At 68.2% G+C, this 12,677-nt stretch carries 10 protein-coding genes and 1 tRNA gene; 6 read left to right on the forward strand and 5 right to left on the reverse strand.

The window, feature by feature from the left end; all coding sequences use genetic code 11:
• The first annotated feature begins 8 nt into the window (after window positions 1-8).
• Window positions 9-794 carry a helix-turn-helix transcriptional regulator gene (locus tag ACWGJP_RS10315; protein ID WP_452329703.1) on the forward strand — a complete coding sequence of 262 codons (786 nt, stop codon included), beginning with the start codon at window positions 9-11 and terminating at the stop codon, window positions 792-794.
• A 25-nt stretch (window positions 795-819) separates the two neighbouring features.
• Window positions 820-2,007 (forward strand): MFS transporter, encoded by a 1,188-nt coding sequence (locus tag ACWGJP_RS10320; RefSeq protein ID WP_452329704.1) that lies wholly within the window; start codon window positions 820-822, stop codon window positions 2,005-2,007.
• Window positions 2,008-2,027: 20 nt separating this feature from the next.
• On the opposite strand, the gene ACWGJP_RS10325 is transcribed toward ACWGJP_RS10320, so the two are convergent.
• Complete coding sequence (locus ACWGJP_RS10325) at window positions 2,028-3,455, reverse strand: APC family permease (RefSeq protein ID WP_452329705.1); 1,428 nt, start codon at window positions 3,453-3,455, stop codon at window positions 2,028-2,030.
• Between the two features lie 178 nt (window positions 3,456-3,633).
• Window positions 3,634-6,555, reverse strand: coding sequence for an aminotransferase (locus ACWGJP_RS10330; RefSeq protein ID WP_452329706.1), 2,922 nt, complete (start codon window positions 6,553-6,555; stop codon window positions 3,634-3,636).
• A 93-nt stretch (window positions 6,556-6,648) separates the two neighbouring features.
• On the opposite strand from ACWGJP_RS10330, the gene ACWGJP_RS10335 reads away from it, so the two are divergent.
• Window positions 6,649-7,623 carry an NAD-dependent epimerase/dehydratase family protein gene (locus ACWGJP_RS10335; protein ID WP_452329707.1) on the forward strand — a complete coding sequence of 325 codons (975 nt, stop codon included), beginning with the start codon at window positions 6,649-6,651 and terminating at the stop codon, window positions 7,621-7,623.
• A 24-nt stretch (window positions 7,624-7,647) separates the two neighbouring features.
• Here the strand turns inward: ACWGJP_RS10335 and ACWGJP_RS10340 are convergent, their stop codons facing one another.
• Window positions 7,648-8,796, reverse strand: coding sequence for a Fic family protein (locus ACWGJP_RS10340; protein WP_452329708.1), 1,149 nt, complete (start codon window positions 8,794-8,796; stop codon window positions 7,648-7,650).
• Window positions 8,797-8,961: 165 nt separating this feature from the next.
• Window positions 8,962-9,034, reverse strand: a tRNA-Ala gene (locus ACWGJP_RS10345).
• 141 nt (window positions 9,035-9,175) lie between these two features.
• Between ACWGJP_RS10345 and ACWGJP_RS10350 the strand changes: the two genes are divergently transcribed.
• Window positions 9,176-10,240 (forward strand): NAD(P)-binding domain-containing protein, encoded by a 1,065-nt coding sequence (locus ACWGJP_RS10350; RefSeq protein ID WP_452329709.1) that lies wholly within the window; start codon window positions 9,176-9,178, stop codon window positions 10,238-10,240.
• On the opposite strand, the gene ACWGJP_RS10355 is transcribed toward ACWGJP_RS10350, so the two are convergent.
• A complete protein-coding gene (locus ACWGJP_RS10355; RefSeq protein ID WP_452329710.1) occupies window positions 10,227-11,237 on the reverse strand; it encodes a DUF2804 domain-containing protein in 1,011 nt (336 codons plus the stop codon). The genes ACWGJP_RS10350 and ACWGJP_RS10355 overlap by 14 nt on opposite strands.
• 117 nt (window positions 11,238-11,354) lie before the next feature.
• On the opposite strand from ACWGJP_RS10355, the gene ACWGJP_RS10360 reads away from it, so the two are divergent.
• Window positions 11,355-12,143, forward strand: coding sequence for a hypothetical protein (locus ACWGJP_RS10360; protein ID WP_452329711.1), 789 nt, complete (start codon window positions 11,355-11,357; stop codon window positions 12,141-12,143).
• Complete coding sequence (locus ACWGJP_RS10365; protein WP_452329712.1) at window positions 12,143-12,676, forward strand: hypothetical protein; 534 nt, start codon at window positions 12,143-12,145, stop codon at window positions 12,674-12,676. Before ACWGJP_RS10360 ends, ACWGJP_RS10365 begins: the two co-directional genes overlap by 1 nt.
• Window position 12,677: the final 1 nt, after the last annotated feature.

A 12,677-nucleotide genomic window follows, 5' to 3' on the forward strand; every position in this document is an offset into this window, starting at 1 on the left:
GGGGAACGATGGATGCTGACGACAAGCGTCGCGAGGAGCTGGCCGCCTTCCTGAAGGATCGGCGCGCTCGTGCCGACCGTGCCTCGCACGGGCTTCCGGAGGGCGGGCGGGGACGGCTCATCGGGCTTCGCCGGGAAGAGGTGGCCACGCTCGCCGGGCTCAGTGTCACGTGGTACACCTGGCTCGAACAGGCGAGACCCATCAACCCGTCGCGACAGGTGCTCGATGCCCTCGCCAGGCTGTTCCGCCTAACGCCGGTCGAGACCGACTACCTTCTGGCCCTCGGTGGCCACCGGGAGTCGGCGCCCGGCTCGCCGGCATCCACTCCGCCTCCTGCGGCGCTCGGACGCCTGCTCGCCTCGATCGATTTCCCTGCGTTCCTGCTGTCCGCGGACTGGACGATCATGGCGTGGAACACCGCGTACGCGGAGCTCTATCCGCGGATCGAGACGATTCCCGTCGAAGACCGCAACCTTCTGTGGCTCGTGTTCACCGACCAGACGCTCCGGCGGATGCTGCCGGACTGGAGCGAGCAGAGCAGGGGATTCGTCGGCGCCTTCAGGGCGGAGACTCGCGGGTGGCTCAGCCCTGCCGGCGGGGGAGGGATCGTCGCCAGGGTGTCCGAGGCGTCTCCCGAGTTCGCCGCCATCTGGCAGGAGCGCGACGTCGCCGGCTTCGAGACGAAGGAGCGCCTGTTCGTGCATCCCACGCGCGGCGTGACCCGTTACGAGCAGCACAACCTCGTCCCCGCCGATTCGCCGGACCTCACGTTGCTGTTCTACGCGCCGAACTGATACGTACATCTGTACACTTGATGGGGTGTACGCGCTTCTTCTCGCCATCATCTACGTCGCCTTCGTGAGCCTCGGCCTCCCGGACTCGCTGATCGGGTCCGGATGGCCGGACATGCACGGCGATCTCGGCGTCCCCGTCTCCTATGCCGGCATCCTGACCATGATCATCGCCGCGGGCACGATCGTGTCGAGCCTGCTCTCGGACCGGCTGACACGCCGGCTCGGCGTGGGCCTCGTCACCGCGATCAGCGTGGGGATGACGGCGGCCGCGCTCGTCGGCTTCTCCTTCTCCGGCGCGTTCTGGATGCTGTGCCTGTGGGCGATCCCCTTCGGGCTCGGAGCGGGCGCCGTGGACGCGGCCTTGAACAACTACGTCGCCCTGCACTACGCCGCGCGGCACATGAACTGGCTGCACAGCTTCTGGGGCGTCGGCGCCTCCATCAGCCCGTTCATCATGGGATTCGCGATCAGCGGTGGGCTGGGCTGGACCGGCGCGTATCAGATCGTCGGCGTCATCCAGTTCGGGTTGACCCTGCTCCTGTTCCTCAGCGTGTCGTTGTGGGGGCGCGTGAACGCCAAGGTCCCTCATTCGGACGATGTCGCCGAGCACGCCGAGGAGAGACACGGGCGTCCCGTCTCCCTGGTCGCCGCGCTGCGGATCCCCGGCGTCCGGCTCGTGCTCGGGGCGTTCTTCGCGTACTGCGCGCTGGAGAGCACGCTGATCCTCTGGGCATCGACATACCTCGTCGGCGAGCGTCAGATCGATGTCGCGACCGCGGCGTTCTTCGGCTCGCTGTTCCTCCTCGGGATCACGGTGGGACGCTTCCTGGCCGGGATCTTCGCCGACCGCATCGGCGACCGGGCACTCATCCGCGGAGGCTTCATCGCCGTCGCGTTCGGCGTGATCCTCATCGCCTTGCCGCTGCCCACCGGATTCGCCCTCGCCGGCCTCGTCATCGCCGGGCTGGGGAGCGCACCGATCTATCCGGCGATCATCCACTCGACACCGGCCAACTTCGGCAAGCGCAACTCGCAGGCGATCATCGGGATCCAGATGGCCGCCGCCTACACCGGGTCGACCTTCATGCCGCCGCTGTTCGGGGCGCTCTCCGCATGGGCCGGCCTGTGGATCCTGCCCGGCTACGTCGTGCTGCTGGTGGTCATCGGTCTCGTCATGTCGGAGCGCTTGAACCGACTCGTGACCCGCGCGTGACGGTGCGGCTCTAACGCGTCTCAGCGCTCGTCGACGGGGGCCTTCACGACCTTGTTGAACCCGGTGACGGCCTGATTCTCGTCGAACGCCACCACCTTGCGCCGGAACCCCTTGGTGATCACGGCGAGGTAGATCACGCCGAGCGCCGTCCAGGTGAGGCCGCCGACGAGCGCATCGGAATGCAGGTTGACCCAGAGCAGCCCCGTCAGGAGCATCCCGAGCCCCGGCATGACGATGTACGCGAAGATCTCGCCCGGCGTCCTGCGCATGCCCTTGCGGATCGCGAACCAGGCGATGACGGAGATGTTCACGAACGTGAACGCGATGAGGGCGCCGTAGTTGATCCATGCGGCGATGAGCTCGAGGGTGAAGGGGATCGCGAGCAGGCAGATCGCGCCGACGAGAACGATGTTGAAGGTCGGTGTGTGGGTGCGCGGGTTGATGTACCCGAAGACCCGCTGCGGGAGCACGTTGTTGCGGCCCATCACCAGCAGCATGCGCGACACGGAGGCGTGGGACGCCAGGCCAGAGGCGAGCGTCGCGCAGAATCCGGCCGCGGTGAGAACGGCCATGAGCACGTCTCCACCGACGAGGCTGCCGATGATCGGCAGGGTCGAGTCCTCGACGTACTGCATGTCTCCGCCGGGGGCGAAGGAGTTCCAGTCCGGGAAGCGAAGCTGGGTGAAGTACGCGGCGGTGATGAAGATCGCGCCGCCGATCAGCACGGTCAGCAGGATCGCACGGGGGACGATCTTGGGATCCTTCGCCTCCTCGGCGTACATGGTGACGGCGTCGAAGCCGATGAAGGAGAAGCAGACGATCGTCGCCCCCATCAGCACGGCGGACATCGTGACGCCCTCGTGCAGGAACGGTGCTGCGGATGCGACGGTCGCAGCGCCCTCGCCGCGCATGAGCTGCGCGAAGACCATGACGATGAAGACGATCATCACGACGATCGAGAAGACCAGCAGCAGCATGTTCAGGTTGGAGGTGCCGCGCATGGTCAGGTAGATCACGCTCGTGACGAGGATGCAGTACAGCACCACCCAGATCCAGCCGGGGATGTCGGGGAAGAGCGCCTCGAGGTAGCTGCGGATGATCAGGCAGTTGACCATGGGGAGCAGGACGTAGTCGATGAGGGACGTCCACCCGACCATGAAGCCGAGATTCGGGTGGATCGACTCGCGCACATAGGTGTACGCGGAGCCGGCGCTGGGGAACGCGCGCGCGATCTTGCCGTAGCTGATCGCGGTGAAGACCATCACCACGAGTGCGACGAGATAGGCCGCGGGGACCGCATTGTCGGTGTCGCGGGCGACCATGCCGAAGGTGTCGAAGACGACGGTCGGGGTCATGTAGCCGAGGCCGAGCCCCACGATCGCCCAGAGGCCGAGGTTGCGGCGCAGCGCGCCACCGCCGTGCGCGAGCGGCTTCGTCTTGTTCGTCATCAGCACTCCCCAGGTGTCGGTGCGCCGGGATTCGGGCCGCCGGCGTTGGGGATCAGCATGGACCTCGGCTCGCCGCACTGGCAAGGCACGGATCGATACGTCTGGCGGATCGCCCGGACCAGCCCCGAATCCGGGCAGATCGTGCGGAATCGGGTGGCGTGTCGCAGCGCGCGCTCGGTCACCACCCTTCGGTGAGCACGCGGTCCAGCATCGCGACGACGTGATCGGCGCTCTGCGCGGAAAGACACAGCGGCGGCTTGATCTTCAGCACGTTGGAGCGTTCGGAAGTGGTCAGCACGATGACGCCGAGCTCGCGGAGGCGTTCGCAGATCGCCGCGGCCTCCGCGGCGGCCGGTTCCCTCGACTCCCGGTTCCGGACGAGCTCCACGCCGAGATACAGGCCGGCTCCGTGGATCGTCCCGATGAGCGGATGCCGGTCGGCGAGCTCGCCGAGGCCTGCGGCCAGACGCCGGCCGATCTCCGCGGCGTTGCCTTGCAGGCCCTCCTCGGCCATCGCATCCAGTACGGCGAGGCCCACGCGGCAGCTGACGGTGCTCCCTCCCGCCGAGGAGAAGAACTGCCCCTGGCCGCTGAGCGCATCGGCGATCGCCCGAGAGGTGATCACACCGCCGAGGGGGAACCCGTTTCCCATCGGCTTCGCCACCGTGACGATGTCCGGAACGGCACGGGTCTGCTCGAAGCCCCAGAAGGTCGTGCCCATCCGTCCGAAGCCGACCTGGACCTCGTCGGCGATGCAGATCCCGCCGTGCGCGCGTACCCGTTCGTACGCACCGGGGAGATAGCCGTCCGGGAGGAGGACGCCCCCGGCATTGCCCAGCACCGACTCGCAGAGGAAGGCGGCGACCTCTCTGCCCTCCCGATCGAGCCGATCCAGATCTCTGGCGAGGTCGGCCAGATAGTGCTCGGCCGACCCCTCGCCTCGATGGGTCCCGCGGTACGGGTTGGGCACATCGGCGACGTGGACCCATGCCGGGCGGGTGGTGAGGGCATCCGGGTTGTCGTAGGCGCTGGTTGTGACGGCATCGCTCGCCATCGTCCAGCCGTGGTACGCCTCGCGGAGCGCGACGACGGTCGTCCGGCGGGTCGCCGCCTGAGCCAGCCGGATCGCGAGATCCACCGCCTCGGATCCGCTGTTCACCAGCAGCACGGTGTCCAGCCCGCTGCCTTCCGGCATGAGGGCGATGAGCCGTTCGCTGTACTCGGCGAGTTCGCGGTACAGGAAGCGCGAGTTCGTGCCGAGCATCCGCAGCTGCGCGTTCGCGGCGTCAGCGACACCAGGATGGCCGTGACCGAGCCCTGCGACGTTGTTGACCATGTCGATGTACGCGCGAGCGGTGGTGTCGACGAGATGGTGCCGCCACCCTCGTTGGATCTGCGGCGGATGCGCGTAGTACCGCTCCTGCGCCTTCGCGAAGATCCGCTCCCTTCGGTTCAGCTCCGAGGCGGACTCGTCCTGTTGTGCGTGCGGGGTGATTCCGAGCATGGCGGCGGGGTCGGCGCTGAGCCGGCGCCACGCTGGCACGCGGGAGGGCTCGACGAGGCGCGTGCCGTCCGCGGAGGCGGCGGTCTCGGGAGCGTCGCCGCGGAGGATCGCGATCCTGAGGGTTCGCGCGTCAGCCGATGCGGTCAGCCGGGCGATCTCGGCGCCTTGCGATACGTCTCCCGGTGGCATCGAGGCGACGACATCCCCGCGGACCTGGACGCACCAGCCGTCCACGGTGTCGATCGCCAGACCGGCCGGCTCGAAGCGGAGCACGCCGTCCAGGGGAGCGACGATCCGCGTCGATACGGCGGGGGAGACGTGCACCTCGGTCTCGATCGGCCAGGTGCTCGCGGCCTCCGCGGTGTCGATGAGGGTGCGGGTCAGTCGGAAGACGCCGTAGGGGAGCACCGCGGCGTGCGTCCCGTCGCGCTGGATCGCGTCTACCAGCTCCTGCTCGATCTCCGGTCGTGTCCATGCCCCGCCGTCCAGCGACACGGACTCGACGCCGGGGTCGGCCACGACGGGGATGCCCAGATCGGGGAGCAACGGGACGACGTCGTGATCGAAGCGCGTCGCGGGGAGACCGAGGCGTGCGAGCACATGCTCGGTGGCTTCGACGAGCGGGATCGATGTCGCGGCGTCGAAGATGGCCTGCTCGCCGGCGACACGTTCCCTGGCGTACTCGTTGCCACCGTCGATCTCGAGCTGACGCCACCCGCTCGCGACGAGGAGCGCGGCGCGCAGCACGATCAACGGCCATGTCGCGGCGGCTTCGTCCTCGGAGAGGGGAGAGCACCCGTGAAAGGCCTCGACGGCGTCCAGGACACGGAGCGGTCGCTCCGGTTCGTGGTGGAGCAGCGAGGACGCGCATACGGCGAGTTCGGCGATGCGCCAGCCGTAGGCGAGATCGCCGAGGTCCAGGACGACGTGGGGGTGCAGGCGGGAATCGTCGCCTCGTCGCCCCGTCACGTTGTCGTCGGTGAGGTCTCCGTGCACGGCCTGCACGGGGAGCCGGTCCGCGACCGTGCTCAGAGACGCCGCCGCCCGGTCGGCGGCGCGGACCACGCGCTCGCGCAGTGCCGCATCGGTGATCGAGGGTGCGAGCGCGAGCGTCTGCGCGTGGGCGACACGCATGTCCCACATGTGTGCGCGGTCGAGGCCAGGATGCCGCAGCCCGGCGAGCGCCTCGACGGAGGCCGCGGCGAGCATGCCGAACTCGGCGAGCACGACCGGGGCGAGGTAGCCGGCGTCCACCATAGGCTCGCCGACGGCGAACTCGCTCCGCCGGATGGCGAAGCCGTTCCATCGTTGGATGAGCCCGCCGTCGAGACCAGGGAGCACAGCGGGAACGGCGACCCCTGCCGCGCGATAGGCGTCCAATGCCGCGTGCTGGGCGTCGCGCGCGTCGTCCCCGAACACGGGGTTGTCGATCCGCAGCACGCTGCGCGTGCCGTCCGCCGCCACGAGGACGAAGTTGCGGTCCTGATTGCTCCCCAGCTCCCGCGCCATCGCCTCGACGCCGTAGCAGTCCCGCGCGATGCGCACGGCATCCGCTTCGCTCACGTCGGGCCTGACCAACCCTGCGCCATCCGTCATCGGAGACCTCCTTCGGTGCTCGTGGGGGATGTGAGCGAGAGTGTAGCCGCCCGCAGCGGCCGGTGATGTCGACGGCGTCGATAGAGTGCTGTCATGGCTGCGACGAGGGTGCTCTTCATCGGTGGGACCGGAACGATCTCCTCCGCGGCGAGTGCGCTCGCGGCGCGGCAGGGCATGGAGGTGACGCTCCTGAACCGGGGGAGGTCGCGCCGTGCACCGGCGGAGGGCGTCGAGGTCCTCACCGCCGATATCTCGGATGCGGCGGCGGTGGATGCCGCACTCGCCGGCCGCGAGTTCGATGTCGTCGCGGACATGATCGCCTTCACCCCTGAGCAGGTCCAGCGCGACATCGACCGCTTCGAGGGCCGTACGGGCCAGTACGTGTTCATCAGCTCGGCATCCGCGTATCAGAAGCCGGTCTCACGCCTCCCCATCACCGAGTCGACGCCGCTGCGCAACCCGTTCTGGCAGTATTCGCGCGACAAGATCGCCTGTGAGGATATCCTCGCCGGCGCCTACCGGGAGCGCGGATTCCCCGTGACCGTCCTTCGCCCGTCGCACACCTACGACAAGTGGAGCGTGCCCGCCTTCGGCGGCTGGACGGCGATCGATCGCATCCGCCGGGGCGAGGAGATCGTCGTGCACGGGGACGGCACATCGCTGTGGACGCTCACGCACGCGGACGACTTCGCGGTCGGCTTCGTCGGGTTGCTCGGCAACCCGCTGGCCTACGGCGACACCTTCCAGATCACCAGCGACTTCGTCTACACCTGGAACGAGATCTACGCGATCCTCGGACGGGCCGCGGGTGCGGAGCCGAAGGTCCGTCACGTGACCAGTGCCGCCATCGAGCAGGCGGCCCCGGAACGGGCAGGGCAGCTGACCGGCGACATGGCGCACTCGGTCGTGTTCGACAACACGAAGATCCGCCGTCTCGTGCCGGAGTTCGCGCCGACGATCGCCCTGCACCGTGCAGCATCCGAGATCATCGACTGGCACGACGCGCACCCGGAGCTGCAGCGGATCGATCCGGCGATCGAGGCGCTGTTCGAGCGGCTGCTCGGCTGAAGGCCCCGAAAAGGGCGACCTGGGTCAGCGCGAATCGGCGAACGGGTCTGCGTGTCGCCACGCCCGCCCGAGCCCGACTGCTTCCTTGATCTCCAGCAGCGGCTGCCCAGCCCTATAGGCTCGGCCGCGCTTCTCCCCAGACGCGATGAGCAGGCCAGCCTTCGCCAGGCCGGCCAGGTCTCTGGTGGCCGTCTGCTCGCTGACCTCGAGGCCGGCATCCGCAAGAGAAGCGATGTATCGGCCTCGGGTCAACGTCGCCCCGAAGACGGCGTCGAACAGCGCATCCAAGGCGCGATCATCGATACCTGAGGACGCCACGAGATCGTTCAGTGCGGATGCGGCGTTCCCCGCGGCGATGATCCGTGCGGCTCGCTCCGCGGCCTGGTTGAAGTGGGCAGTGAGGATGAACCGGATCCAGGGGCGGACCTGCTCAGGGTTCGCCCCTTCTGGCGCCCAGTGCCCCTGGCCGACCTTCGCGAGTACGTCGTAGTACGCCTGCGTGTGGCGGCCGAGGTACTCCTCGATGGAGTAGAACACGGGCGAGATCTCCCCATCGGCGGCGAGCACCAGCGACTGCAGTATCCGCGCCATGCGCCCATTGCCATCCTTGAATGGATGGATGAGCACGAAGTTGAGGTGCGCCATCGCGGCATCCAGCAGACGGTCGCCGCCTTCGCTGAACGCCGTCGCGGAGAGCTCATCCATCAGCATCGGGAGGGCGTCGGCATCGGCCCCTTCGTGGACGATGTCGCCGGTGGATTCCTGCAGCACGTACACCGGACCGATGCGATAGCGACCGGGACGCTTCGTGAGGTCGTGGGAGGTCACCATGAAATGCATGCTCTGAATCAGCGTCGAGTTGATCGTGACGGGTTCGTGAGCGAGCTGCAGGACGTAGGTCATCGCGAGTTGATATCCGGCCAGGGCGCGCTCGGTCTCCTCATCGACCGTGGACGGCTTCTCGCCCTGGGCGATAGCGGCGACGTCATCGACACTGGCGTTGATGCCTTCGATGCTGTTGGAGCCCTGCACATTGCGGGCGAACGTCATCCGGCGCAGGGGTGCTGTCCACCGATTTCCTTGGCGCACTTGGAGCGCCAGCCGGTCATTGAAATCCTGGATGTCAGCGCGAACGTCCTGCTCCTGCGGGTCGAGCTCCGGCAGAACGAACATGACATCTCACCCTTCATGATGATTAATTATGATCATATCATCGGAGTGTTGTCTCCTGCGGTTGTCATGCCGAGAGACCGAGGCCGGCGTGTGCTGCGCAACGGAGGGGAGCCGTGACATGACTCTGGAAACAAGAAATCCCGCGATCTCTCGCGGGATTCGTTGTGGACCTGAGGGGACTCGAACCCCTGACCCCCTGCATGCCATGCAGGTGCGCTACCAGCTGCGCCACAGGCCCAGAAGCCGCCCCGTAGAAGCCCGGGGCAACTTGAAAAGAGTACAACAGATCTCGCGCTGTGCGCGAATCGGCCTCGGATCTCGGGAGTGTCCGCACCCCGCGCGGCGGAACACCGCGGGCCGATCAGGTGTTGACCACGACGTGGAGATCCTCGAGAGCATCGTCATCGGAGCAGGCCAGGCCGGGCTCTCCTCGTCGTACCACCTCACGAGGCTCGGCATCCGGCACCTCGTCCTCGACGGGGACGACCGGCCGGGCGGCGCCTGGCAGCATCGCTGGGATGCCCTCACGATGACCGACGTGCACGGCGTCGCCGAGCTCCCAGGCTCCGTGCCCCCGCCGAGGGACGAGGCACAGGCCAATGTCGCGGTCCCTGCGTCGTTCGCACGCTACGAGTCCGAGCACGACCTCCCGATCCTCCGCCCCGTGCACGTCGACCGGGTGACCGATGAGGACGGCATCCTCGTCGTCCATGCCGGAGACCGCCGCTGGCGCGCGCGGACTCTCATCAACGCCACAGGGACGTGGACGCATCCGTTCCTGCCGCACTATCCGGGCATGGAGACCTTCCTCGGCGAGCAGCTGCACACCGTCGCCTATCCGGGGCCGGAGCACTTCCGCGGCAAGCGCGTACTGGTCGTCGGCGGGGGAGCGTCTGCCGTGCAGTTCCTCGGCGCCCTCGCCCCGATCACCGACACGCTCTGGGCCACCCGCCGCGAGCCGGTCTGGAGAACCGACGACTTCACCCCCGAGGCAGGCGCGGCCGCCGTCGCCCTCGTGGAGAAGCGAGTGGCCCAGGGGCTCCCGCCGGAGAGCGTCGTCAGCGTCACAGGGCTGATGCTGCGCCAGCAGGAGCGTGAGGCGGAGCGTCTCGGCGCCTATGCGGACCGTCGGCCGATGTTCGAACGCATCGAGCCGGACGGTGTGCGCTGGGCAGACGGATCGTTCGAACGCGTCGACGTCATCCTCTGGGCGACGGGGTTCCGCCCCGCGATCGGCCACCTGGCACCGCTCCATCTGCGCAGCGCCGCCGGAGGCATCCAGCTCGATCACGGAGGTCGGGGCACGACGGCGGTGGCTGATCCACGCATCCAGCTCGTCGGCTACGGGCCGTCGGCATCGACGATCGGCGCGAACCGCGCTGGCCGTTCCGCCGCGACGGGCGTCCGGCGCGCGCTGGCCGCACGACCGGTCACCAGCGGTTGAGGACGTCCTCCGCCCAGCCCTCGATGCCGTCGACGAGGACTTTCGCGCCGGAGTCATCCTTCACCCAGCCCGTCCAGACGCCGAAGAGCTGATCCGTCCGCGTCGTGATGACGAGTGCATTCGTGCGCGCATGCCGGTGGTGGAACGGCGCGAAGGTGAGGTCGGCCGTGTCGCCGTGCACGCGCCATGGCCTCATCCAGTCACCGGGAGTGTAATCCCAGACGAGCTCCTCGCTGATCTTGCTGAGTCGGCCGTCGATGACGAGCGCGTTCTCCGTCGCGCCGGAGCCGTCGGTCCACTTCGAACCGAGCTGCAGGCCGATGCGCCGGCCCTCGGCGACTCCGCTGCCCGCCGCCCAGTTCCAGTGGACTCGGTACGGCCAGCGACCGCGGCCGTGATCGAGGACTGCCCAGGCATCCTCCTCGACCGGATGACGGACTCCATCGACGCTCAACTCGCCCCTTGCCGGGCGGGCGACGTCCTTAGCGGTGTACTGGAAATGCCGGATGCTCCGCCCTCGTCGCCATGGCACGACCACGCCCAGGGACTCGTGTCCCGCCGGACGCTCAGCGAGGATGTCCACGCGTACGCGATCGCTCTGCGCTCTGAGCCTCGTGCCGCCCTCCTGTTCGTCGACGTCGATCGTGAGGCCGGCGACACGGGCGGTGGCCGGACCATCGCCGAGCGAAGCAGGCAGGGTCGCGGCCCCGGCACCCGGGGACAGCGTCGTCTTCTCGATCTCGACGCCGGTGGCTCTGTCGAGCACCCACAACGAGTTGAGTGAGAGGTAGTCGATGCACGACACCGTCATCGCGACGATGTGCGTCGGCGTCATCGCATTCCAATACTCCCATCGCTTGTTGCGTCCCCAGCGACGACGATCGGGGATCCCCGAGGTGTCGTGCAGGGGCCTGCGCGTCCAGCCGAGCGCCGCGGGGTTCAGGTCACCGGATGCGGTGGTGAGTACGACCGGATCGGTGATCTCTCGTTCGAACATGCGGCGCTCCTTCGTGCCGGTGCATCGGGCCACACCGTGAGCAGTCTACGGCGGCCGCGCCTCCCGACGCGCGGCGGAAGGATGCCGTGCAGGGCATGCGCCGGATACCCTGGGGGCATGCTGCGATACCTCCTCACGGGCATCTGGCTCCTGCTCTCCGCCTGGCTGGTCATCTGGGCAGGGGAAGGGCTGTTCGGAGTCGATCAGCGCTCGTCCATCCTGCCGTTCCGCGGAGAGGACACCCTCGGAGCTCCCATCATCATCGGCGTGGCCTGGGGCATCCTCCTCACCTTCGGCGGCACCATGAGCGGGCTCGGCCGCCGCAAGAACGTGCGCGGCGAGACCCACATCGGCGTCGGACGGATCGTGGAGGCGGGACGCACCGGCCTCACCGTCAACGACGTGCCGCAGTACGACATCTTCCTGCGCGTCTCCGCCTACGACGGCACGGAGTTCGTCAGCCAGCTGCGGATGATGATCGCGCCCAACGAGGAGTCCTTCACCCAGCCCGGTGTTCCCCTGCCCGTCCGCTACAGCCTCACCGACCGCGACACCGTCGAGCTCGCGGACCCCGAGGACCCGGTCGTGCGCGACGCCCTGCTCGATTGGCGCATCCAGCGGGGTCTCATCGACCCGCGCCTGGTCAGGGCCCGTCGTAGCGGTGTGCAGGCCCCTGCCTCCGTGCTCGCGATCCGCCCGACGGGCGTGCGCAAGGAGGGGCAGAGCGAGCTGGAGATCCGCCTCCTCGTGACGCCGGACGGGCAGGCGGGGTGGGAAGCGGACACGACCGTCTTCGTCTACCCCGAAGCGATCTCCCGTGTACAGGTCGGCTCGCCCGTCTGGGCGCGCTATCTGCCGGCCGACCCGCAGACCGTCGCCATGACCATCGAAAGGGAGGCCGAGTGATGGACGTTCTCGACACTCTCGTCTGGCTGGTGAACTTCCCCGTCACGCATGGTTTCGCGATGGTGTTCATCGGCGGGTTCTCGTTGCTGGGCGTCGGAGCGCTCGCGTTCTCGGGCGTCGGCGCATCGTCCAGGCTCGGCATGGTCCGAGAGCGCGAGGGGCTTCCCGAGTCGGACGCCGGCCACCGACGGAGGACGATCGTCGCGCGCATCCGCCGAGGCGCGTTCCGTGTCCTCGGGGCGATCATGCTCGCGGGGCTCGTCCTCGGCATCCTGGGGCTCACGGGTGTGCCGGTCACCTCGGCGTACATCCACGCGAACGGACAGTCCACGATCGGCACGATGGACGGAGACTGGGTCACCTTCACGACCTCGACGGGGGAGACCTACACGCTCGAGAACAACTTCTTCACTCCCTCACTCCACCCGGACCGAGACGCCTGGATCCCCTCGGACAGCGAGTTCGTCGTGCGCTATCTGCCGGATCATCCCCAGGCGTACGTCATCGACACCACCCAGCTCGGCGAGAGGTAGA

This window comes from Microbacterium sp. NPDC055903, from assembly GCF_053615555.1.

What these genes read in the sequence shown, in the direction of transcription:
- ACWGJP_RS10315 (WP_452329703.1), top strand. Translation starts at nt 9, where the DNA reads ATGGATGCTGACGACAAGCGTCGCGAGGAGCTGGCCGCCTTCCTGAAG.
- ACWGJP_RS10325 (WP_452329705.1), bottom strand. Translation starts at nt 3,455, where the DNA reads ATGACGAACAAGACGAAGCCGCTCGCGCACGGCGGTGGCGCGCTGCGC.
- ACWGJP_RS10330 (WP_452329706.1), bottom strand. Translation starts at nt 6,555, where the DNA reads ATGACGGATGGCGCAGGGTTGGTCAGGCCCGACGTGAGCGAAGCGGAT.
- ACWGJP_RS10335 (WP_452329707.1), top strand. Translation starts at nt 6,649, where the DNA reads ATGGCTGCGACGAGGGTGCTCTTCATCGGTGGGACCGGAACGATCTCC.
- ACWGJP_RS10340 (WP_452329708.1), bottom strand. Translation starts at nt 8,796, where the DNA reads ATGTTCGTTCTGCCGGAGCTCGACCCGCAGGAGCAGGACGTTCGCGCT.
- ACWGJP_RS10355 (WP_452329710.1), bottom strand. Translation starts at nt 11,237, where the DNA reads ATGTTCGAACGAGAGATCACCGATCCGGTCGTACTCACCACCGCATCC.
- ACWGJP_RS10360 (WP_452329711.1), top strand. Translation starts at nt 11,355, where the DNA reads ATGCTGCGATACCTCCTCACGGGCATCTGGCTCCTGCTCTCCGCCTGG.
- ACWGJP_RS10365 (WP_452329712.1), top strand. Translation starts at nt 12,143, where the DNA reads ATGGACGTTCTCGACACTCTCGTCTGGCTGGTGAACTTCCCCGTCACG.